This window comes from Streptomyces sp. NPDC085946, from assembly GCF_044540485.1.
Taxonomy (GTDB): domain Bacteria; phylum Actinomycetota; class Actinomycetes; order Streptomycetales; family Streptomycetaceae; genus Streptomyces.
This window is the reverse complement of record NZ_JBITSF010000014.1, coordinates 122,756-142,317: the sequence shown is the minus strand read 5'-3', so window position 1 is coordinate 142,317 and position 19,562 is coordinate 122,756. Positions and strand designations below refer to the sequence as shown.

Annotated in this window: 18 protein-coding genes; 7 read left to right on the top strand and 11 right to left on the bottom strand. The window is 69.7% G+C overall.

Features of this window, described 5'->3' with window-relative positions; genetic code table 11:
• Positions 1-11: 11 nt before the first annotated feature.
• Both ACIF8T_RS26100 and ACIF8T_RS26095 read left to right on the top strand, forming a co-directional pair.
• Positions 12-503: an ImmA/IrrE family metallo-endopeptidase gene (locus ACIF8T_RS26100; RefSeq protein WP_400038519.1), complete on the top strand. Its 492-nt coding sequence runs from the start codon at positions 12-14 to the stop codon at positions 501-503.
• Complete coding sequence (locus ACIF8T_RS26095) at positions 504-1,706, top strand: MAB_1171c family putative transporter (RefSeq protein ID WP_400038518.1); 1,203 nt, start codon at positions 504-506, stop codon at positions 1,704-1,706. It begins immediately after the preceding gene.
• Positions 1,707-1,762: 56 nt separating this feature from the next.
• Here the strand turns inward: ACIF8T_RS26095 and ACIF8T_RS26090 are convergent, their stop codons facing one another.
• The 3 genes from ACIF8T_RS26090 to ACIF8T_RS26080 are packed head-to-tail and all read right to left on the bottom strand — an operon-like array spanning position 1,763 to position 4,651.
• Entirely contained in the window at positions 1,763-2,233 is a 471-nt protein-coding gene (locus ACIF8T_RS26090) for a helix-turn-helix domain-containing protein (RefSeq protein ID WP_400038517.1), read from the bottom strand.
• Between the two features lie 26 nt (positions 2,234-2,259).
• Positions 2,260-3,690 (bottom strand): MATE family efflux transporter, encoded by a 1,431-nt coding sequence (locus ACIF8T_RS26085; protein WP_400038516.1) that lies wholly within the window; start codon positions 3,688-3,690, stop codon positions 2,260-2,262.
• Entirely contained in the window at positions 3,674-4,651 is a 978-nt protein-coding gene (locus tag ACIF8T_RS26080; RefSeq protein WP_400038515.1) for a zinc-binding dehydrogenase, read from the bottom strand. The genes ACIF8T_RS26085 and ACIF8T_RS26080 overlap by 17 nt, the downstream gene beginning before the upstream one ends.
• Before the next feature lie 200 nt (positions 4,652-4,851).
• On the opposite strand from ACIF8T_RS26080, the gene ACIF8T_RS26075 reads away from it, so the two are divergent.
• On the top strand, positions 4,852-5,403 hold the full coding sequence (locus tag ACIF8T_RS26075) for a PadR family transcriptional regulator (RefSeq protein WP_400038514.1): 552 nt from the start codon (positions 4,852-4,854) through the stop codon (positions 5,401-5,403).
• A 63-nt stretch (positions 5,404-5,466) separates the two neighbouring features.
• Here ACIF8T_RS26075 and ACIF8T_RS26070 read toward each other — a convergent pair whose 3' ends face one another.
• The 8 genes from ACIF8T_RS26070 to ACIF8T_RS26035 all read right to left on the bottom strand — a co-directional run bounded on the left by ACIF8T_RS26070 (position 5,467) and on the right by ACIF8T_RS26035 (position 14,296).
• Positions 5,467-6,915, bottom strand: a complete 1,449-nt coding sequence (locus ACIF8T_RS26070; RefSeq protein WP_400038513.1) for an amino acid permease — start codon at positions 6,913-6,915, stop codon at positions 5,467-5,469.
• Positions 6,916-6,930: 15 nt separating this feature from the next.
• Positions 6,931-8,214 (bottom strand): ATP-grasp domain-containing protein, encoded by a 1,284-nt coding sequence (locus tag ACIF8T_RS26065; protein WP_400038512.1) that lies wholly within the window; start codon positions 8,212-8,214, stop codon positions 6,931-6,933.
• Positions 8,207-9,238: a hypothetical protein gene (locus ACIF8T_RS26060; RefSeq protein WP_400038511.1), complete on the bottom strand. Its 1,032-nt coding sequence runs from the start codon at positions 9,236-9,238 to the stop codon at positions 8,207-8,209. The genes ACIF8T_RS26065 and ACIF8T_RS26060 overlap by 8 nt, the downstream gene beginning before the upstream one ends.
• Before the next feature lie 38 nt (positions 9,239-9,276).
• A complete protein-coding gene (locus tag ACIF8T_RS26055) occupies positions 9,277-9,609 on the bottom strand; it encodes a hypothetical protein (protein WP_400038510.1) in 333 nt (110 codons plus the stop codon).
• Positions 9,606-11,342 (bottom strand): carbamoyltransferase, encoded by a 1,737-nt coding sequence (locus ACIF8T_RS26050; RefSeq protein ID WP_400038509.1) that lies wholly within the window; start codon positions 11,340-11,342, stop codon positions 9,606-9,608. The genes ACIF8T_RS26055 and ACIF8T_RS26050 overlap by 4 nt, the downstream gene beginning before the upstream one ends.
• Positions 11,343-11,390: 48 nt before the next feature.
• A complete protein-coding gene (locus ACIF8T_RS26045; RefSeq protein ID WP_400038508.1) occupies positions 11,391-12,131 on the bottom strand; it encodes an SDR family NAD(P)-dependent oxidoreductase in 741 nt (246 codons plus the stop codon).
• Entirely contained in the window at positions 12,128-13,432 is a 1,305-nt protein-coding gene (locus ACIF8T_RS26040; RefSeq protein WP_400038507.1) for an aldehyde dehydrogenase family protein, read from the bottom strand. Before ACIF8T_RS26040 ends, ACIF8T_RS26045 begins: the two co-directional genes overlap by 4 nt.
• A gap of 192 nt (positions 13,433-13,624) precedes the next feature.
• Positions 13,625-14,296 carry a cyclase family protein gene (locus ACIF8T_RS26035; RefSeq protein ID WP_400038506.1) on the bottom strand — a complete coding sequence of 224 codons (672 nt, stop codon included), beginning with the start codon at positions 14,294-14,296 and terminating at the stop codon, positions 13,625-13,627.
• A 235-nt stretch (positions 14,297-14,531) separates the two neighbouring features.
• On the opposite strand from ACIF8T_RS26035, the gene aroF reads away from it, so the two are divergent.
• The 4 genes from aroF to ACIF8T_RS26015 all read left to right on the top strand — a co-directional run bounded on the left by aroF (position 14,532) and on the right by ACIF8T_RS26015 (position 19,315).
• Positions 14,532-15,587 carry a 3-deoxy-7-phosphoheptulonate synthase gene (gene aroF, locus ACIF8T_RS26030; RefSeq protein WP_400038505.1) on the top strand — a complete coding sequence of 352 codons (1,056 nt, stop codon included), beginning with the start codon at positions 14,532-14,534 and terminating at the stop codon, positions 15,585-15,587.
• Between the two features lie 16 nt (positions 15,588-15,603).
• Positions 15,604-16,701, top strand: coding sequence for a phenazine biosynthesis protein (locus ACIF8T_RS26025; protein WP_400038504.1), 1,098 nt, complete (start codon positions 15,604-15,606; stop codon positions 16,699-16,701).
• A gap of 2 nt (positions 16,702-16,703) precedes the next feature.
• Complete coding sequence (locus tag ACIF8T_RS26020; RefSeq protein WP_400038503.1) at positions 16,704-18,188, top strand: isochorismate synthase MenF; 1,485 nt, start codon at positions 16,704-16,706, stop codon at positions 18,186-18,188.
• Between the two features lie 74 nt (positions 18,189-18,262).
• The gene (locus ACIF8T_RS26015; RefSeq protein ID WP_400038502.1) at positions 18,263-19,315 is read left to right on the top strand and encodes a zinc-binding dehydrogenase; all 1,053 of its coding nucleotides are present in this window, start codon (positions 18,263-18,265) and stop codon (positions 19,313-19,315) included.
• The last annotated feature ends 247 nt before the right edge of the window (positions 19,316-19,562 follow it).

Genomic DNA, 19,562 nt, shown 5'->3' with positions numbered 1-19,562 from the left:
AACTTTCCGCTGTGCACGGCGAAGAAGAGAGAGGTGTCCTTTCCCTCCGGGCCAAGCTCAGCGGACTGCGCGGCAAGTCGATACACCTCGTCCCCATGACCATACCGGGCCATTCGGTGAACGGCATGTGGATATCCACGAACATGGCCGACTTCATCATCTACGAGGCTCGCACCACACGCGCCCATCAAGAGCACATCATCGCTCACGAACTCGCCCACATGCTCTGCGGGCACCAAGCGGTGGACAACGCGGACAACACTGTTCTCCGGCAACTTTTCCCTGATATCGCGCCAGAAGTCGTACGGCGAGTGCTACTACGTACCAGATACTCCGACAGCAACGAGCAGGAGGCGGAAATGATGGCCTCTTTGCTCCTTGCCCGGGGCCGGCAGCCCCATGACGCCGCCCCGCCCCTGCACTGCTCGGACGACGAGGTGGTCTCACGGCTCAGGGCAGCCATCGCGACCGACCAGCCGCCTCGGTTCGACGCGGTTCGGTAAATGCTGTACGAGCTTTTCTCATGGACCTGCGCTGTCGTGACCCTGGCAGCGCTGCTCTATCGCCTCCCGGCGCTTCTGTCGAATCCCAGGAACCTGGCAGCGGCAGCCCTGTGCGCCTACTTCCTGTTCAACTCGATCGCCTACTTCGTCGACCTGGATGTCTTTCGGGGATACATCACCGCGTTACTCGGGTTCCCGAATGCCACCACTATCGTCGTCCAGGTCTCGGTGGTCATTCTCACCGCCGCGCAGCAGGTCACTGTGATCAACCTGACGCTGCCGCCCTTGGAGGCGAAGCGTGCCACGCGGTGGCTCACGGTCGGGTTCGGACTGGCAACAGTCGTACTGGTGTTGCTCTTCATCGCCGTTCAGCCGCACAAGGAGGCCAGCGCCCAGGAGGCGGTTTACCTCAATCTGCAGGACACAGATTACGCCCTCTACTTCACCTACTATTTGGCCATCTGTGCCGCAGGACGGTTCCAGACGGTCGTCTTCGCCTTCCGGTATGCGCGGACCATATCCGAATTCTGGCTGCGCCTCGGCATGTGGCTCGTCGCCAGCGGTTCAGCGCTCATCCTGGTCTACTGCGGTATCCGCTACTGGCAGATCGTCGCCCTGCACGCCACAGGGGTCTCGGGACCCTGGAAGTTCCTCTTCTGGCTCATTGCGGACAGTGGGACGCTGATGCAGATCGCCGGCTGGACGATCCCCCTGTGGGGCCCGAAGCTGGGGGCGATCGGCCGCTGGTTCAAGAACTACCGCAGTTATCTGAGGCTGGCTCCCCTGTGGCAGGCGGTGTACAGGGCAGCGCCTGGCATCGCTCTGGAGAATCCGCCTTCTCGGCGTCTCGCGTGGATCCCGCCGCGGCCGCTCGATTACCACTTGTACCGTCGCGTCATCGAGATCAGGGATGCCGAACTGATGCTTCGGCAGTTGGCGGATCCGATCGCCCTGCACCGCTTGGACCAAGCGCAAGGGCTGCCGCACGAAGCCGTGTGTGAGGCGGCAGTACTGCGGTCGGCGCTGCGGGCGGATCTGGGTGCGGTGCAGCCGGCCGATGCGTCCCAGCAAGGACGGTCGGTTCGTCAATGTGCGCCCGACGTCAGTCTCCGTCAGGAGATAGCCACCCTGATCCAGGTGTCGAGGGCCTTTCAGACGCTGGACAAACGCGTCGGGTCCGCGACGAGCCTTGGCTCCGGATGACTTCCCGCGGTTCCGAGCTCCAAGCTGTCGTTCGTCCCCTCGGGACGAGGTTGCGCCTAAGGCCTGTGGCCGGGCTCGTCGTCCGACAGGCCTTCCAGCTTTCGCAACTGGTCGATCATGCTGTGCAGCGCCTGTCGGCTGGACTCGGACAGGCCCGTCGAACGGAGGGCGATGTCACGAGCGTCCGACTGCTTCAGGGCTTCCAGCAGGCTCAACTGGTCGTCGATCCTCCGCGATTCGTCATCGTCGAGGAAGTAGGCAGCGCTGACCCCGCAGTACTGCGCGAGCGCCTCCAAGTGGCGCATCGTGGGGTTCGTCTTCCTGCCCGTGCGCAATTGCCAGACGTAGGTCGCGCTGATCGTCTTCTCGCCCGCAGCGATGTTGATCGCCGTGGCGACTTCCTCGTTGGAGGGAGGACGCTGCCCTGAGGGTGCCGTGACGGTCAGCAAGTGTTCGAGCTTCTCCGCGAGGCTTCTCGGCTTCGGGCCTGCACCGTCTTCGTGATCGCTTGCCTCAGTCATGATCATCCTCCCTTCCTCTTCTCGCGTCCTTGTCAGTTGTCAACTGTAGCGGTCTGCGGCTCGGTGTGGCCACGCTCGCCCTCCCCGGCGGGTCCGGCCGCGGCCACCAGGCGGCGGAAGAGCAGCACCGTCATGGCGTACTGGGCGGCCGTGCCGATGATCATGGACAGCCATACTCCTTGGACGCCGAGAGCAGGCAGGGAGCTCAAGGCATAGGCCAGCGGCAGCTGCACGCACGCGCCGAGCGCGGTGACCCAGAACAACGACTGCGTCTGCCGGCCGCCCATGAACACGCCGCCCAGTCCGACCACTCCGGCCAGCAGGACCAGGTACGGCAGCAGATACCAGAGAAGCACTACACCTGAGTCGACGACTTCCGGCGCATCGCTGAAGAAGCCCATGATCATTGGGCCGCAGAGCGCGAGGACGAGTCCAGCGCCCGCACCTGTCATCGTGGCCAGCACCAGGCTCTGCTGTCCGATGACCCGGTCCGCGTTCTGCCCGGCTCCGTGGGTGCGGGCGGTGAGGATGCTACCGGCCTGGCGGAAGGCGTAGAAGGCCATGGTGACGAAGAGGATCAGCTTGATGCCGATGCCGTAGGCCGCGAGCGGGTCCTCGCCGAATCTGGCGACGATGCCGACCAGCGTGGCACTGATCCCCATGCGCAGCACGAAGTCCCCGGACGCCGGGAGCCCGACGCTCAGGATGCGGCGCATCGCAGCGGACCAGCGCAGGGTCGTGCTCTCGCCCCCGGTGTCACCGAGGCGCTTGCGTCGCAGCAGGACGAGGCTCACGCCGAGGGCGACCGCCCGGCCCAGCATCATCCCGAGGGCCGCGCCTTGGACACCCATCTCCGGCAGCACACCGACGCCGTAGATCAGCAGCGGGTCCAGGACCAGGATGCAGGCGTTGGCGAGGATCGCCATCCGCATCGGTGTCCTGGTGTCCCCCGTGCCCTTGAAGATCCCGTCCACGACGTTCTGGGCGAAGAAGACCGCCATGCCGGGGAACGCGATGGCGAAGAAGTCGGCCGCCAGTCGGTGCACCTCGCCGTCGGCCCTGCCCACCAGCAGCTGGGCGACTTGGTCGCGGAGCAGGAATCCGCCCAGGGCGACGATGGGCGTGACGATCAGCCAGATGGTTCCGGCGGCCCGGATCGCGACCGGCAGTTCCGCTCGCCGGCGGCCCCCCAGAGCGTCGGCGATCAGTACCGTCGTGCCGACGTTGGCCATGAGGATGACCCCCAGCAGCACGTTCTCCAACGTGCTTGCGACGGCCACGGCGCCGACCGCCGCTTCCCCGAGACGGGCCACCCAGACGGTGTCGATGATGCCGGCGACCACCCCGGACAGCAGCTCGAAGTAGACCGGCACACCCAGGCCCAGCAGTGCTCGACGTGTGGTGGCCGGGCTGAGCGATTCCCCCTTCACGGGTATCTGCCGGTTGTCAGGAGTGCTGGACAACGGCCACGACCTTTCCGACGGCTCGGTTGGCTTCCATGTGGCGGTGGGCGTCGGCGACCTCGTCGAACGGGAAGACGCGGTCGATCAAGACCTGGCGATCGCCCTTGTCGATCTGATCGAGGTGTTCCTGAAGGGCGTGCCGCGCCCAGCTGCCGCTGTTGACGGAACTGCTGGAGAAAGTGGTCAGTGCCGCTCCGGAGGGAATGTCCTCCAGCGGCTCGAACTCGGGGATGATCCAGCTGTCGGAGAGGATGCCCGAGTTGCACACCCGGCCGCCGGGCGCCAGCAGACGCAGTGAATCGAGAACCGTCACGCCTCCGACCAGGTCCAGCACGCGGTCGGCGCCATCGGGCCAGATGGCGCGGACGTCCTTGCCGAGGCCGTCGCCCCGGTCGACCACGACATGGCCGGCGCCGTGCCGGAGCAGTTGCGGCACCTTGCCGGGATCTCGCGTCGTGGCCGCGACCTCCACCCCCCTCCCCGCGGCGAGGGCGAGCGCCGCCGTGCCGACGGAGGAGGTGGCCGCGCGGATCAGGAGCCGGTGTCCTTGCCGCAGCTCCAGGGCCTCCAAGGAACCGTAGGCGGTGAGGAAGGACTCCGGGACGGCTGCCAGGACCTGCCACGGCAGGCGCGAGGTCACGGGCATGAGCTGTGCCGTGGGCAGCAGGGTGTACTGCGCGTAGCTGCCGTCGAACTGCCGCCCCATGCCGCCCATGGCGGCCGCGACCGTGGTACCCGCCGGCAGTCCCGGGTCGGACGAGGATTCCACGATTCCGACGCACTCGATGCCCAGAACGCGGGGGAACCGCACGGTGGGTGAGAGTCCGCGGCGGGTGAACAGCTCCGAGCGGTTCAGTCCGAACGCCATCACGCGGACGAGTGTCCAGCCGTCTCGCGGTTCCGGACGGGGGAGTTCACGCGGCTGCAGCACGTCGGGCCCGCCGGGGTGTTCCACCACCATCGCTCGCATCGTCGTCCAGCCGGACACACACCCCCCTCTCGCCCGATGCGCTTCTCCAGCCGCGGACCGGCCTCAGCGTTCCCGGCCCGGCGGCACGGACAGGCTAACTCTTTTCGTGTCACTCTAGTAGAGGCAGTTGAGACTTTCGCCCGACGCCCCCCACGACACGGCACTCGTCGTCCGAACAGCGAAGGAAAACCGTGCTGACCCTCTCCATCCTCGGCTTCCTGGCGGAACGCCCCATGCACGCCTACGAGTTGCGCCGCCGTATCTCGGATCTCATGGGCCACAACCGGCCAGTGAGCGACGGGGCGCTCTACCCGGCCATCAACCGGTTGCGCCAGGCAGGACACCTGGAACGCCAGGCCGAACCGGGCGACAGCGCACCGCCGCGGCAGGTACTGCGGATCACGCCCGCCGGCCGGGCCGAGCTGCTGCGTCGGCTGAGCGAGCCGAAGGAGACCGAGATCACCGACGGCGGATCCTTCTTCACGCTGCTGGCCTTCCTCAGCCAGATACCGGACCCCGTCCGGCAGGCAGCCGTCCTGCGCCGGCGGCTGGACTTCCTCACCCGGCCGGGCAGCTTCTTCAGCCGGTCCGGCACACCGGTACGGATCAAGGACGAGGAGGACCGCTACCGCAGAGGAATGATGATCATGGCCAGGGCGGCGCAGCGGGCGGAGCGCGCCTGGCTGGAGGAGACGCTCTCGGAACTCCTCGGGACGGACGCGGCCGTCGAGCCCCGCTCGTGAAGCGACGAGGGCGCGGGCACACCGCTCGGCGTGCCCGCACCCCCTCCGGCAGCGATCGCGCGCTCAGGCCGCCCGGGACGCCGAGCGGCGCCGCTGCCGCAGCACCCCGACGGCGAGGACCGCGGCGGTGAGAACCGCGGTGCCCACCACCTGGGGACGTGTGTCCTTGTCCGCGGCGAGCAGCACGAGGACCGTACCCATCGCAAGCAGCGCCAGCACCGTCAGGCCGGGATAACCCCAGACCCGTATCGTGAGCCGTTCGGGCGCTGTGCGCTCCAGTTCGGCGCGCAGGCGCAGTTGTGTCGCCGCCACGGCGATCCAGACCACCAGCGCGATGACACCCACCGCATTGAGCATCCACAGGAACACGCTGTCGGGCCATGCGAAGTTCAGCAGTACGGAGACGAACCCGAAGGCCACGGAGGCCAGCACGGCCAGGCGTGGCACGCCCTTGCGCGAGAGCCGGCGCAGCACGCCCGGTGCCTCCCGCCGCTCGGCCAGGGAGTAGATCATGCGTGACGCGGCGTAGAGGTTGGCGTTGAGAGCGGAGAGCAGTGCGGCGAGCAGCACCACGTTCATCAGTTCGGCGGCGCCGGGCACGCCCACGCGGTTCAGCACCGCCACGAACGGACTCTGCCCGATCTTGCTGTCGTTCCACGGAAGCACCGTGACGATGACCGTCACAGAGCCGATGTAGAACAGCAGCAGTCGCCATACGACGCTGCGCATGGCCCTGCTGAGCCCGCGGACAGGATCCGCGGACTCCGCGGCCGCGAAGGTGACGACCTCCATGCCGCCGAACGAGAAGACCACGACGAGCAGTCCCGACAGCACCCCGTGCCAGCCGTGCGGGAGGAACCCGCCGTGATCGGTCAGATGGGCCAGTCCGATCGCCTTCTCGCCGGGCAGCCATCCCGCGATCGCCAGGACACCCAGGGCAAGGAACCCGACGATCGCGGCGACCTTCAGTGCCGCGAACCAGAACTCGAACTCGCCGAAGGCACCGACCGCCACCACGTTGGCCGCCGTGAGCACGGCCATGAAGAGAAGGACCCACGCCCAGGTGTCCACGGCCGGCACCCACCCGTGCGCGATCACAGCCGCGCCCGTGGCCTCGATGGCCAGGACCACGACGATCAGGCACCAGTAGAGCCACCCCACGGTGAACCCCGCCCAGCTGCCCCAGGCTCGTTCGGCGTGCGCCGAGAACGAGCCCGCCGACGGCAGGGCCACCGACAGCTCGCCCATCATCCGCATGACGAGCACGGACAGCAGACCGGCCAGCACGAAGCTGATGAGGATGCCGGGTCCGGCCACGGCGATGCCGGCTCCGGAGCCCACGAAGAGTCCGGACCCGATCGCTCCGCCGAGACCGATCATGGTCAGGTGCCGTTGCCGCAGCGGGGCCGGCAGCCCCGGGCCCGGCGTGTGCGGGCCCCGGGTCGCTGCGCCCGCCGGGTCTTCGTCGAGGACGTGCGTATGCGTACGCGGTCCATCTGTCTGACTCGTCATCGCTGCGGTCCCCGGTCAGTCGGTGTAGACGGGTCGGAGTACCTTCTCGGCGCCCTCCAGCGCCGAGAGGACCTGTTCACGGGTCTCGCCCCGGGCGAGGATCAACGCGAAGCAGGAGACGGGATTCTCCGGATACTTGATGACCACGTGGTCACCCGGCTTGGCCATCCAGCGGACGCCGATCACGCCCGGGACGTCCATGACCTCCTCGACGCCCGCGAAGCCGGCGATCTCTCCGCTGCGGTCTGCCAGCAGCGGAGTGAAGCCGGCGGGGGTCGGCTGTTCCTTGGCGGTGAAGTCGAAGGGCTCTCCGAGCACCGCTCGCAGGTACTCCGCGGGGCCCCACACGCCGGTCGATTCCCGGATCGACTCCTGGACGAAGGCGGTGGTGCCGCCGAGGCGCCCGTTCACCTCGATGACCTTCGGGCCCTCGCCGGTGAGCCGCAGCTCCACGTGGGCTCCGCCGACCGTCGCGCCCAGCGCCTTCAGCGCGGCCACGGCGGTGTCGACCAGCAGGGTCTGCTCGCTTTCCGGCAGGGCCGAAGGCGTGGCGTACGCGCCCTCGATGAAGTGCGGTTCCGCGAAGGGATACGGCTTGTCGTGAATCGCCAGCAGCCGGTACTCGCCGCCGCCGTACACCATGTCCACGGCGAACTCTTCGCCCGACACGTACTCCTGGATCAGCACGCCCCGCGCCTGCGGGTAGGCGTAGATGTGGGCCACGTTGGGGACGGAGTAGGCGCCGTCGCGGAAGGCGTCGGGTTCGTAGAGGCCGGTGATGTTGTCGAACGCCGCCTTCAGCTCCGTCTCGTTCTCCACCTTGGTCACGCCCTGGCTGGACGCGCTGGCCTGCGGTTTGAGGACCAGGGGGAAGCCCAGTTCGGCGGCGGCCGCCTGCGCTTCGGCGAAGTCGGTGGCCACGTGGGTTCCGGGAGTGGGTACTCCGGCCTCCGCGAGCCGCTGCCCGGTCAGGAATTTGTCGCGCATGGCTCGCACCGCCTCCGGAGAGTTGCCCGGCAGGCCGAGTTCGGCGGCGATCCGGGCCGCCACGTGCAGGGCTCCTTCATGGAAGGTGGCCACGGCGTCGATGCGGCCGCCGTGCGCGAGGTGGTCGCGGACCGCGGCGAGCACCGCCTCCTCGTCCAGTTCGTCCACGGCCAGGTGGACGTCGTACAGGCTGTCGTCCGCCGGGGCCACCGCAGCGGCGAGCACCACCTCCAGGCCCATCTCGTGCGGGGTGCGCAGCAAGTCCGGATTCAGCGAAGCCGCGATCATCAGCAGTACACGGGATTCAGGCATGGGTCCTCCGTTGGGTTCGTTCGTCGGTGTGTGCCGGCCGGGGACGGTGCCGCACCCGCAGAGTGCCGGCCAGGAGGTCGAGGGCGCGCCGGCAGGCCGCCGCGTCCTCGCCGACCGCGACGGCGAAGACCGTCCGGGTCGCGGAGCCCGATTCGTCGGCGGTGTTCCCCGCCGTTTCGAGATGGACCTCCCAGATACCGCCCGGCAACTCGTCGATGTCCAAGTCTTCCGTACCGAGGGCGAGTTCAGGGCCCACGCGGATGAAACGCACGGCGGCCGCGCTGCGCCTGCGCGGGACGAGATCGGGTCGGGCCCCGGCCGCCAGGTCGGCCCAGACCAGTGCGCAGTCGATCCCGGTCGCCAGCGACCCGGCCCGCAGCAGGGGGTCCGCGCCGAAGAGGCCGTCGACGTGCCGGCATGTGATTCGCCGGTCGCCGCCGCGTCCGGTGACGTGGATCTCGGTGGCGGTGAGGCCGCCGTGGATGCCGAGCTCCTGGTGCACGGCTCGGACCGCCTCGGTGACACTCCCGCGGCGCAGCAGCGGGTCGGCGGCTTCGACGACGTAGCCGCTGTCCGCGGCCTCCCGCTCCGGACGGGCCACGAAGAGGGGGCGGGCCAGGCCGTCCGCCACCACGCTGACGACCACGGCCGTCAGTGCTGCGTCCGGGGCGGGTTCGCCGGACGGCGCGGGCCGGCGGGTCCCCACGGCCCGACGACGCGCGGCCGTGCGCAGGGCGGCCGTGGGGAGACCGGCGCTCTCCGCGAGGGAGAGCGCCCGGTCCGCGGCGGTCCCGTGGAAGGCGACGACCCCTCTCACGCCGGACGGGACGGCGGCCTGCCCGCCGTCCCCGGTGGGCACGGACAGCAGACGGTAGTGGCGTTCGATGCCGCACCGGGCCCAGCTGCCATGGCTGCCGGCCTCGTCACCCACCAGGAGGAGGACCGGACGGCCGTCCGCGGCGAGGGCGGCCTGCGGGAGCGGAGTGCCGTGGCACACGTGAGGTGCGAGGGCCTCTGAGGCCATGGGAGGGGACCCTCCTTCGCGTCGTGTCAGCGGGGCTGTCAGCCGGTCAATTGCCTCGTGCGGTCACGCTCGGCGGACTCGGCGAGCGCTCGCTCCCGCCGCCGGTCCGCCAGCGCCCGCACCGACACGGTGGTGGCGATCACGGAGGCCCGCATGGCGCCGAGGGCCTCCTGCGCCAGTTCCACGGCCTTGCCCCCGCCGTTCTCCAGTCCGGCCTCCTCGGCCGCCCCCGCCATCAGCGTGGCTCCCTCGACCGCCGCGATGATGGCCGATCCCACCGCGTCGCGCCGGTCGACCGTGTTGATCAGTTCGGCGAGCGCCTGGTCGAGCAGCTGCTTGGGCGTGGCGGACCGGGTCTGTCGTACCGTCATGCCAGGGGCCGCCGGCTCGGGTGCCGGTCCGGGAGCTCCCGTCCCGGCTTGGTCAGCAGCAGGTCGCCGATGTAGAGGTGGTCGAGCTCCGTGTTCAGGAACGTCCTGACGGCGTCCGCGGGCGTCTCCACGATGGGTTCGCCGGCGTCGTTGTAGGAGGTGTTCAGTACCAGAGGCACCCCGGTGAGCTCGGCGAAGTGCGAGATCAGCTCGTGGTAGCGCGAGTTGACGTCCGGTTCGACGGTCTGCACCCGTGCCGTGCCGTCCACGTGCGTGATGGCCGGAACCTGTGTACGGCGGCTCTCCAGGACCTCGGGCACGAGCAGCATGAAGGGGCTGTCACCGCGCATGTCGAACCACTTGTCCGCTTCCTCGCTCAGGACCGAGGGCGCGAACGGCCGGAAGACCTCGCGGTGCTTGACCACCTCGTTCAGGTAGTCACGCACCTCCGGGTGGCGCGGGTCGGCGAGCATGCTGCGGTGGCCGAGGGCCCGCGGGCCGATCTCCGAACCGCCCTGGAACCAGCCGACGATGCGGTGCTCGGCCAGGAGTGCGGCGACCTCCGCGACCGTGGCCCGGCGCGACTCGACCTTCTCGCCGACCGCCCGCACGGCCTGCTCGATCTCCTGCTCCGTGTAGCCGCGGCCGGTCGAGCCCGAGCGCAGGGGGTGGCGTTCCGTGCCGCCCGCGATCGAGTAGTAGCCGTAGTAGGCGGCACCGATGGCGGTGCCCGCGTCGCCGGCCGGAGGCAGGATGTAGACCTCGTCGAAGGGGCCTTCGGCGACGATCCGCTGGTTGGCGACGGAGTTGAGGGCGACACCGCCGGTGAGGCAGAGCTTGCTGCGGCCGGTCACCTCGTGGGCGTACCGGGCGAGCTCCAGCATCGCCTCCTCGGTCTCGGTCTGGATCTTGTAGGCGACGTCCTTGGCGAACTGGTGCTGCCAGGAGCCCTTCTGCTTGGCGTCGTATCCGTCACCGTCGGAGGCGTACCAGGAGTCCCACGCCTTCTCCATGTCCTCGGTGCGCACCACCACGTTGCCCTCCTTGACGGTGAGCAGCCGCTGCCATTCGGGGCGGGGCCGGCCGTAGGGAGCCAGGCCCATGGTCTTGCCGGCCTCGGTGTAGCCGCCGCACTCGAAGTCGCCGAAGGTGGGGTGGCCCCAGCGGGTGACGAATCCGAGCTTCGCGGAGAAGAAGCTGTAGAAGAGCCCGAGCCCCACCTCGCTCCAGTCCTCCGGGAAGGTCTCGGCGTGCACCCGCCGCAGCGAGGTGCCGTCGCCGTCGAAGATGGTGTGCTTCTCGATGCGCCCGGTGCCCGGCACCTTGCTGCCGACGCCGTCGACGACCAGGACCGCCGCTTCGTCGAACGGGGAGGCGAGGTAGCCGGCGTAGGCGTGGGTGAGGTGGTGCGAAGGCAGCGGCAAGCTGTGGATCTTGCTCTTGTCGCGGATCGGCAGCTCCCGCAGGATGCGCTCGCGGGCGCCGTCGCCCAGTGGCCGGTTGCCCACGACCAGGTCGACGTCGTCGATCCCGATGCCGGCCGCGTCGAGGCAGTAGGTGATCGCCTTCATCGGCAGGACCTTCGACAGCTTCTCGAAGTGGCCGTGGATGATGAAGCCCTCGGAGTGCTTGAGCCGGTCCAGCCGCTCCTCCTCGACCGCTGCCACGACCCTTCCGTCCTGGAGCAGGCAGGCGGCACGGTCGTGGCTCAGGTTGATGCCGAGTACGTACATGTCACAGTCTCCATATCGTTGGCGATGCCGAGAGGTGCTGAGGAGTCATCACACGAAGTGGCGTCCGGCGTCCACGACGAGGGTCTGTCCGGTCACCGCCGTCCCGGCGCCCAGCAGGAAGGCGGTGGCGTCCGCGATCTCCAGGGGGTCCACCAGCCGGCGCAGGGCGGTGGTGCGGATGATGCCGTCGAGCACCGGACCGTCCAGCGACGAGGTCATCGCCGAATCCACCGGTCCCGGCGCGACGGCGTTCACCCGGACTCCGTGGACCCCGAGGTCGCGGGCGGCGCTGCGGGTCAGCCCGATCAGTCCGGCCTTGCTCGCGGCGTACTGCGGCCCGAACGCGCCGCCGGTCAGGGCGGCGACGCTGGACACGTTCACGACCGAGCCGCCCTCCTTGCGCAGCGCCGGCAGCAGCAGCTGGATCAGCCGGAACGGCGCGGTCAGGTTGAGCCGCAGCGCCTGGTCCCAGGCTGTGGCGGTGATCGCTTCGAACGGCTCCGGCCTGGCCCCGCCGGCGTTGTTGACCAGTCCGTCCACCGAGGGCCAATGCCGCAGGACCTCGGCCGCCAGCCGGTCGGGACCGTCCGGTTCCGTGAGGTCCGCGGCGACCGCGAACACTTCGCGGCCCGCCTGCCGTGCCGCTTCGAGAACCGGTTCCAGGGCGGCGGAGTCGCTGCGGTACTGGAGGGCGAGATCGGCCCCGAGTTCGAGGAACCTGCGGGCCATGGCCCTGCCGAGGTCCCCGGACGCCCCGGTGACCACCACACGTTTGTCTCGGAGTGTCATTCGCTCCGCCCGTCCGATGTGACGTAACCGCTCACATCTCTGAGGAACTGGCCGATGTAGCCCTCGTGGGGCAGGTACGGGTCACGCCACCACCCGGGGGCGCGCCCGTGGACGACCGTGCGGATCGAGGGCGTCCGCAGCGCCTCGTCCGTCAGGGCCGGATCCGTGCCGATCAGCGTCACGACCAGGGAGTCGCGCAGCGGGGCGATGCCCTCGGCCGCGTGCCAGGGCGCGACCCAGACGCAAGGGAACGGGAGTTCGCTGCGGAGCCCGGGGTGGTCGGAGCGGTCCACGCGCACCACGGCGGGTCGCAGCACGGCCGCGTCGCCGTCGACGAGCGGTGTCGGGTCGCCGTCGCCGTACGTCTCCATCAGGTCCGGTGCGCCCCCGGCGGCCGCGGTGAGTGCCTGCCGCAGGGCCAGGGCCTCCTTGAGCGGCCGGGCCGGCAGAGCGGCGTCCGGATCGGTCACCGGCAGTACGGGCAGCGCCGCCAGTCGCTCGGCCAGGGCGGCGGCGAGCGCGCGATGGTCACCCGAGGTGAGAACGACGCTGGTGTTGGTGCAGCGCACCCCGCCGTCCTCGGCGATCTCCCCCACGAGGTAGTCGAGGAGGCCGTCGTCCACGGGGCCGTCCACCAGGATCTTGCTGCGGCCGGGCCCGTGGACCAGGACGCGGCCGTCGCCGCGCAGCCGGGCCACCGTGTCCTCTCCCCCGTACACCAATGCGAGGTCGGCGGCGGTGATGAGCGTGTCGGCCGTAGGGTGCGGGCCGGGCAGCAGGCTCAGCAGGCGGGCGGGGAGGCCGGCCCGGAGCAGTGCCCTGACCAGTCGCAGGGGTGTGATCGGGTCGCGCGCGCCGGGACGCACGGCGACGCCGTAGCCCAGGGCGACGGCCTTCAGCCAGCCGAGGTGGGTGCTCGGGTGGTTGCTCGGTGCGACCACGCCGAGGACGGAGCCCCGCCGGACCCAGCGGGCCGGGCGGTTGGACGCGGCGCCGACGGGCCGGTGCTCGCCGACCACGTCGGGCAGCAGTCCGCATTCGTGTTCCAGCCGGGCCACGGTGCGGCGCGGGACCCCGACGGGGACTCCGGAGGCCAGGGCCTGCAGGCGGCAGTAGTCGTCGGGGGTCTGCCCCGCGATCGTCTCCGTGGCGAAGATCCGGCCTGCCTCCGCGAGCACCGTGGCCAGTTCCTCGAAGCCGGGTTCGGGGGCCGTGCGCATGGCCTTGGCGGTCAGCCGAGTCAGCAGAGGAGGGGCCTCGTGGACGGTCGCCAGAGCCTCTCCGGTGACGGAGCGCAGCACATGGGTGTCACGTGAAGTGCTCTCGACGCCTTGGCGAACTAAGGGTATGGACAACACGGCAGATGTTTTCCTCCGGTATGGGCCGGTACCGGCCAGGGCTCAGCGCACCGTCGGCCCGGGCGCGGACAGGACGGCTCACCGCTCCTGGCGTGGTGCGGATGCCTGGGGCCGGGCGGACGGCACGGGCCTCCGTCAGACGGGCCAGCCCTCGAAGACGACCGCGCGTACCGGAGCCGCCTCGACACCGGCGATCTTGACCGGCAGCGCCATCAGCTGGGCAACGGGCGTGCTGATCTGGTCGAGGTTCTGGATGTTCTCCAGGATCGGGATGCCGGCCGCGAGCAGTCGCCGGTGCACCTGACCGCTGCGGTCGTCGGGGCGCTCGGTGATGCAGTCCATGCCGACGAGCGCCGCGTCGTTGTCCACCGCCCAGTCGGCGGCGGAGACCGTGAGGTAGGGAGGGTTGTCCCAGTAGTCCTCGCGCCCCAGGTAGCGGTTGGGGTGGTCGGTGCGGATCAGCAGGCGGTCCCCCGGCCGCCACACCTCGTGCAGCGCCTTGTCCAGGTCCTCTCCGGTGACCGGTTCGAGATCGCGCTTGTGCGAGAGATCCGCGATGCAGACACGGCCGACGAACGTCTCCAGCGGGACCTCGTCGATCTTCTCGCGGTCTTCGTAGAAGTGGAAGCCGGACTCCACGTGGGAGCCGTTGTGCGGGAAGAGGTGCAAGTCGGAGAACGTGCGTCCGGTCTTCGCGGGGTCGGTCCCAGGACTCATGGCCCGTCGTACACCGAACTGCGGGTACCAGGGCGCGTTGTACGAGGGCATTCCTTCGTACCAACCCTGGCTGATGTCGATCATCTTCATCTGGCGCCTCCACGTGTGATGCGGGCTCGGCCGTGCCCCGACCGGCGGGGCACAGCGATTTGAGCATCATTAACGTGAGTTGACAACCCCCATTGACATGCCTGGCCCGGCCATAGAGGATCGGCCCGTTCGCAAGAGCTTTGTCGAGGCGCGACGCGGGGTCCTGCCGCACTCTTCGCCCCACCGTGCGGACAGCGCCGGACAGCCCGCGCAGACAGCCCCATGGAAGGTATCCATGATCGTGGTGATGAGCCGAGAGGCAACGCAGGACCAGGCCGAAAGGGTGGGCACGTTACTCAGAGAGAACGGCTTGTACCCCGTTTTCGGGGCGTCGGACGGCGCAACGGTGCTCGTCGCCGAGGAGTCCGGAACGCGCGAACTGGCTACGGCCGTACAAGCCGCGGGCGGGGTGGACCGCGTGGTGCTGGCCCCCGGCCCGCAGCGGCTGACCAGCCGTCACTTCTCACCGCACGACACCCGGGTGGCGGTGGCCGGGCCGGACGGCCCGATCATCGGCGGCAAGGGATTCGTGGTGATCGCCGGCCCCTGCGCGGTGGAGAACCAACAGCAGATGACAACCGTGGTGGACACCGTGGTGAGCAGCGGCGCCGCGATGCTCCGGGGCGGCGCGTTCAAACCCCGCACCTCCCCCTACAGCTTCCAAGGACTGGGGGTTGCGGGCCTCGCCCTGCTGGCCGAGCAGCGCAGCCGCACCGGACTGCCCGTGATCACCGAAGTCGTCACACCCGAGGACGTGGAGCGCGTCGCCGAAGAGAGCGACATGCTGCAGATCGGCACCCGCAACATGCAGAACTTCGCCCTGCTGCGCGAGGCCGGCAAGTCCCAGCGTCCGGTTCTGCTGAAGCGTGGCATGGCGGCCACCATCGAGGAGTGGCTGCTCGCCGCCGAATACCTCATGCACATGGGCAACGGCGACGTGGTGCTGTGCGAGCGAGGCATCCGCTCCTATGAACGCAGCACCCGCTTCACGCTGGACCTGAGCGCGGTCGCCGAGGCCAAACGACTCACCCACCTGCCGGTGGTCGTCGACCCCAGCCACAGCACCGGCCGCCCCCACCTCGTCGGGCCCATGTCCCTGGCCGCCGCCGCCTGCGGCGCGGACGGCCTGCTGATCGACGTGCACACAGACGCGCAGGCCGCCCTGTGCGACGGGGCCCAGGCACTGGACGGCACTCAGTTCGCCGCCCTCATGGAGCAACTCAAGCCGGTCGTGGAAGCCGTCGGCCGCACCCTCGCACAGCCGCGTTCGCCCTACCTCACCCAGGTCTGACCCTCGGAGGCAGAGGATGCCCAAGGAAACACTCGAGCCGTTCACCGCCGATCTCCCCCCGGACGACTTCGTCCAGGCCGCGATGGAGTGGCACTTCTCCCCCTCCACCGGATCGCCCTTCTGGATCAAACGAGCCGCGGAGCTCCCTTTCGACCCGCTGCGCGACATCCGGACCTGGGCCGACCTCGACCGCTTCCCCGACGTCAGCGAGGAGTGGCGCGACATCCCGGTCGACGCCCTGGTGCCCGCGGGTATCGACCGGTCCGCGTGGGACTTCCAGGTCTTCGACAGCGGAGGCACCACCGGCCGGCCCAAGCGCATCGTGGAGTCGCGTTCCCGGCGCGCCGGCGTCCACTGGGTGAGCACGGTCCTCGAAGAACACGGCGTGCCCGGCGAAGGCGCCGGCCACTGGCTGCACATCGGGCCCACCGGGCCGCACATCGTGGGCCGCTCGATAGGTCTGCTCGCCCAGTTGCGCCGGACCTTCTGCCACTACATCGACTTCGACCCGCGCTGGGTCAAGCAGCGGGCGAAGCAGCAGCAGTCCGACGACGTGGCCCGCTACGTCCAGCACATCCTCGACCAGGCCCTCGACGTCCTGCGCACCCAGCCCGTCTCCGTCCTCTTCGCCACCCCGCCGGTCCTGGAGGCCATCGCCGCCCGGGACGAGATACTCGATCTGGTCCGCAGCCGCGTCCGCGGCATCATCTGGGCCGGCACGAGCATCGGTGCGGAAACCCTCCACCTCCTGGAGACCGAGGTCTTCCCCGACGCGGCGGTGGTCGGCCTTTACGGCAACACCATGATGGGCATAGCTCCCCAGCGGCCCAGGACGCCGGACGACAGCACAGAGCACTGCGTCTTCATTCCGTACCACCCTTTCAGCAGCGTACGGCTGGTGGACCCGGAGGACACCGCTCGGGAAGTGGCCTACGGCGAGCGCGGACAGGCAAGGATCAGCCTGCTCTCCCGGGATCTCCTCCTGCCGTGGACGCTGGAGCGCGACTCCGCACTGCGCATCGAGCCGACGGAGGCCTATCCGCAGGACGGCGTGGCGGACGTCCGGCCACTGGCCTCCCAAGGCGCCCCCTCGGTCGTGGAAGGGGTGTACTGAGCATGTCCGCGCTGTCCGACGCCACTGTCTTGCCCGTGCTGGGGCACGCCTCCCAGGACGACCTCCTCGACGTATGCCGGCGTGCCGCGCGAGTCGCGCAGCGGCAGCAGCGCCCGGTTCTCGCCAGCTGGGCCGCGCGGTTACGGCACGGCGATCCCATCGCCCTGTGGAACCACGGCCGCGCCCACACCGACCGGTCGCTGCTGTGGCAGTCGGCATGGGATCGCGGTTCGATGGTCGCGCTCGGCACCGCGCATGATCTGACGGCGCGCGGCGACAGCCGAATCCCGGCCACCCGAAGGTCATGGGAGGAACTGGTCCATGACGCGGTGACCGGTGGCCATCCCGGCGACGGCCTTCCCACCGGCCAGGGCCCTCTCCTGGTCGGCGGCTTCTCCTTCACCACCGCCGCGGACACCGCCGCCACCGCGGGGAAGTCGCGGACCGCTCCCTTGCCCGAAGCACTGATGTGGGTGCCGGCCCTGCAGATGCGCGGTTCCACCGCGCTGTCCCCGATGGCGGAACTGCGCCTCAACGCGGTCGTCCACCCGGAGGACGACCCCGAGCAGACCGCCAAGTTCCTGATCCACTTGGCCGAGCAGTGCCTGCCCGGGGGAGCCGCCTTCCGCGAGGGCGCACCGCAGTCACCGTCCCGCAAACCGCTGGCCTTCCGGGAACTGCCCCCGGCCGATCAGTGGAAGGACCTGGTCGGGCAGGCCGTCGACCGCATCGGCAACGGCGCCTTCGAGAAGGTGGTCCTCGCCCGCGAGGTCCGGGTGACCGCCGACATGCCCTTCGACCTTCCCGTGGCGCTGGAGCGGCTGCGCCGCACCTATCCCGATGCCACGGTGTTCGCCGTCGGACACGGCGCCCACACCTTCATCGGTGCCACCCCCGAGTACCTGGTGCGTCTGAGCGGTACGAAGGTGCATGCCCTCGGGTTGGCCGGCACCGTGCCCCGCGGCTCGACGGCCCGGCTCGACACCGAACTCGAGAAGCGGCTGACGGACAGCGCCAAGCTCCGGCACGAACACGACGTGGTGGTACGCATGCTCGTCGACGCACTGCGTCCCACCTGCGCGCACGTCGAAACGGGCACCGGGCCGACCGTGCTCAAACTGGCCAACGTCCAGCACCTGGCGACGGTGGTGGAAGGGCGCGACGTCCGGCCCGGCCTCGGAATTCTGCAGTTCGTCGAACGCCTCCACCCCACGCCTGCCCTCGGCGGACATCCGCGCGAGAAGGCACTGGACTGGCTCGTGCACCACGAGGGCTTCGAACGCGGATGGTACGCAGGCACCGTCGGCTGGACCGACAGCTCCGGGCAGGGCGAGTTCGCCGTCGCCATCCGCTGCGCACTGGTGCGGGACAGTACCGCCTCCCTCTACGCGGGCTGCGGAATCGTGGCCGATTCCCACCCGGAGGACGAGTACGAGGAGACGCTCGTGAAGCTGCGTCCCATGCTCCAGGCCCTCGGGCTTGAGTGACCGTCACCACCTGTCTCCCCTGCCGGCCGGCCCCATCGGCTCCACCGCGGCCCCGAGCCAGAAAGAGCAGACCGATGCTAGCTGCTGTCTACCATGGGCAACGCGACGTCCGAGTCCAGGAATGGCCCGATCCGCCGCCGCCCGCGGCAGGTGAAATCCAACTGCGGGTTCTGCAGGCCAGCATCTGCGGGACCGATGTCGACGAATTCACCTCCGGGCCGCACTTGATTCCCCTCACCACGGCACATCCCGCCAGCGGCCATGCCGGCCCTCTGGTGCTCGGTCACGAGATGGTCGGGAGAGTGGTGGCGGTAGGGGCGGAGGTGACCGGGTTCACCACCGGTGACGTGGTCGTGCCGGGGTCGGGCGTTTCCTGCGGGACATGCCGGTGGTGCCGTGCCGGGCGGACGAACCTCTGTGCCGCGTACTACACGGTGGGGCTGCACGTGGACGGCGGCCTCGCCGAGCGGGTGAATGTTCCCGCGCGCATCAGCCGGTCCATCGGAGACTGCCCGGCGGACGCCGCGATCATGGCTCAGCCGCTCGCCGTCGCCCTGCACGCGGTCCGAGGCACCGGAGCCGAACCGGGCACGAAGGTCGCGGTGATCGGACTGGGCGGGATCGGCTCGCTGGTTGTGGCAGCCTGCACGGCACGGGGCATCGAGACGATCGGCGTCGATGTCTCGGCGGCCCGTCTGAAGGTCGCCGAGCGGAGCGGCTGTTCCCTGCTCATCGACGCGTCCCGGCAGGACGCCGTCACCGCGATCCGGCGCGCCACCGGCGGCGACGGCGCAGACATCATCATCGAGACCTCCGGCGTCCCCCAAGGCCTCGAGACCGCCATGAAAGCGGTGAGCCGCGGTGGTCACATCCGGCTGGTCGGCCTGCACCGCGACCCCTCTCCCCTGAACCTGACCAGGCTTGTCCTCGACGAGATCCGGATGTCGACGTCAAAGGTGCACATTTGCGACCAGGATCTGCCCGAGGCACTCGCCTTGCTCACCGAGCACCCGCAGATCACCGCCACGTCCCTCGACGCGGTCATCGGCCTGGAAGACGTGGTGCCGGCCGGGCTGATGCGGATGGCGGCCGGGGCAGCCGCGGGAAAGGTGGTCGTCAAGCCCTGAGGGTTGCCGTGAAAGTGGATCTCGGTCGTGGATGGTCTCGCTTTGCGGGGCGCGGTGACCGGACGAACGGCCAGTGGGCGCGGATCGTCACCCGGCTCCAGGCCCAAGCCGACGCGAAGGGACTCATCACGTGGGATGTGAACGCCGACTCCACCGTCCGCCGGGCTCATCGGCACGCCGCCGGGGCGTCGAAAAGGAGGACCTGTAAAAGGAGCCGCCCGGTGGTCCTGCCGTCGAGTGCGGGATC

Bases quoted from the DNA above. Each gene is read 5' to 3' on its own strand.
- ACIF8T_RS26095 (WP_400038518.1), top strand. From the start codon at position 504: ATGCTGTACGAGCTTTTCTCATGGACCTGCGCTGTCGTGACCCTGGCA.
- ACIF8T_RS26090 (WP_400038517.1), bottom strand. From the start codon at position 2,233: ATGATCATGACTGAGGCAAGCGATCACGAAGACGGTGCAGGCCCGAAG.
- ACIF8T_RS26080 (WP_400038515.1), bottom strand. From the start codon at position 4,651: ATGGTGGTGGAACACCCCGGCGGGCCCGACGTGCTGCAGCCGCGTGAA.
- ACIF8T_RS26070 (WP_400038513.1), bottom strand. From the start codon at position 6,915: ATGACGAGTCAGACAGATGGACCGCGTACGCATACGCACGTCCTCGAC.
- ACIF8T_RS26065 (WP_400038512.1), bottom strand. From the start codon at position 8,214: ATGCCTGAATCCCGTGTACTGCTGATGATCGCGGCTTCGCTGAATCCG.
- ACIF8T_RS26060 (WP_400038511.1), bottom strand. From the start codon at position 9,238: ATGGCCTCAGAGGCCCTCGCACCTCACGTGTGCCACGGCACTCCGCTC.
- ACIF8T_RS26055 (WP_400038510.1), bottom strand. From the start codon at position 9,609: ATGACGGTACGACAGACCCGGTCCGCCACGCCCAAGCAGCTGCTCGAC.
- ACIF8T_RS26050 (WP_400038509.1), bottom strand. From the start codon at position 11,342: ATGTACGTACTCGGCATCAACCTGAGCCACGACCGTGCCGCCTGCCTG.
- ACIF8T_RS26045 (WP_400038508.1), bottom strand. From the start codon at position 12,131: ATGACACTCCGAGACAAACGTGTGGTGGTCACCGGGGCGTCCGGGGAC.
- ACIF8T_RS26035 (WP_400038506.1), bottom strand. From the start codon at position 14,296: ATGAAGATGATCGACATCAGCCAGGGTTGGTACGAAGGAATGCCCTCG.
- aroF (WP_400038505.1), top strand. From the start codon at position 14,532: ATGATCGTGGTGATGAGCCGAGAGGCAACGCAGGACCAGGCCGAAAGG.
- ACIF8T_RS26025 (WP_400038504.1), top strand. From the start codon at position 15,604: ATGCCCAAGGAAACACTCGAGCCGTTCACCGCCGATCTCCCCCCGGAC.
- ACIF8T_RS26020 (WP_400038503.1), top strand. From the start codon at position 16,704: ATGTCCGCGCTGTCCGACGCCACTGTCTTGCCCGTGCTGGGGCACGCC.
- ACIF8T_RS26015 (WP_400038502.1), top strand. From the start codon at position 18,263: ATGCTAGCTGCTGTCTACCATGGGCAACGCGACGTCCGAGTCCAGGAA.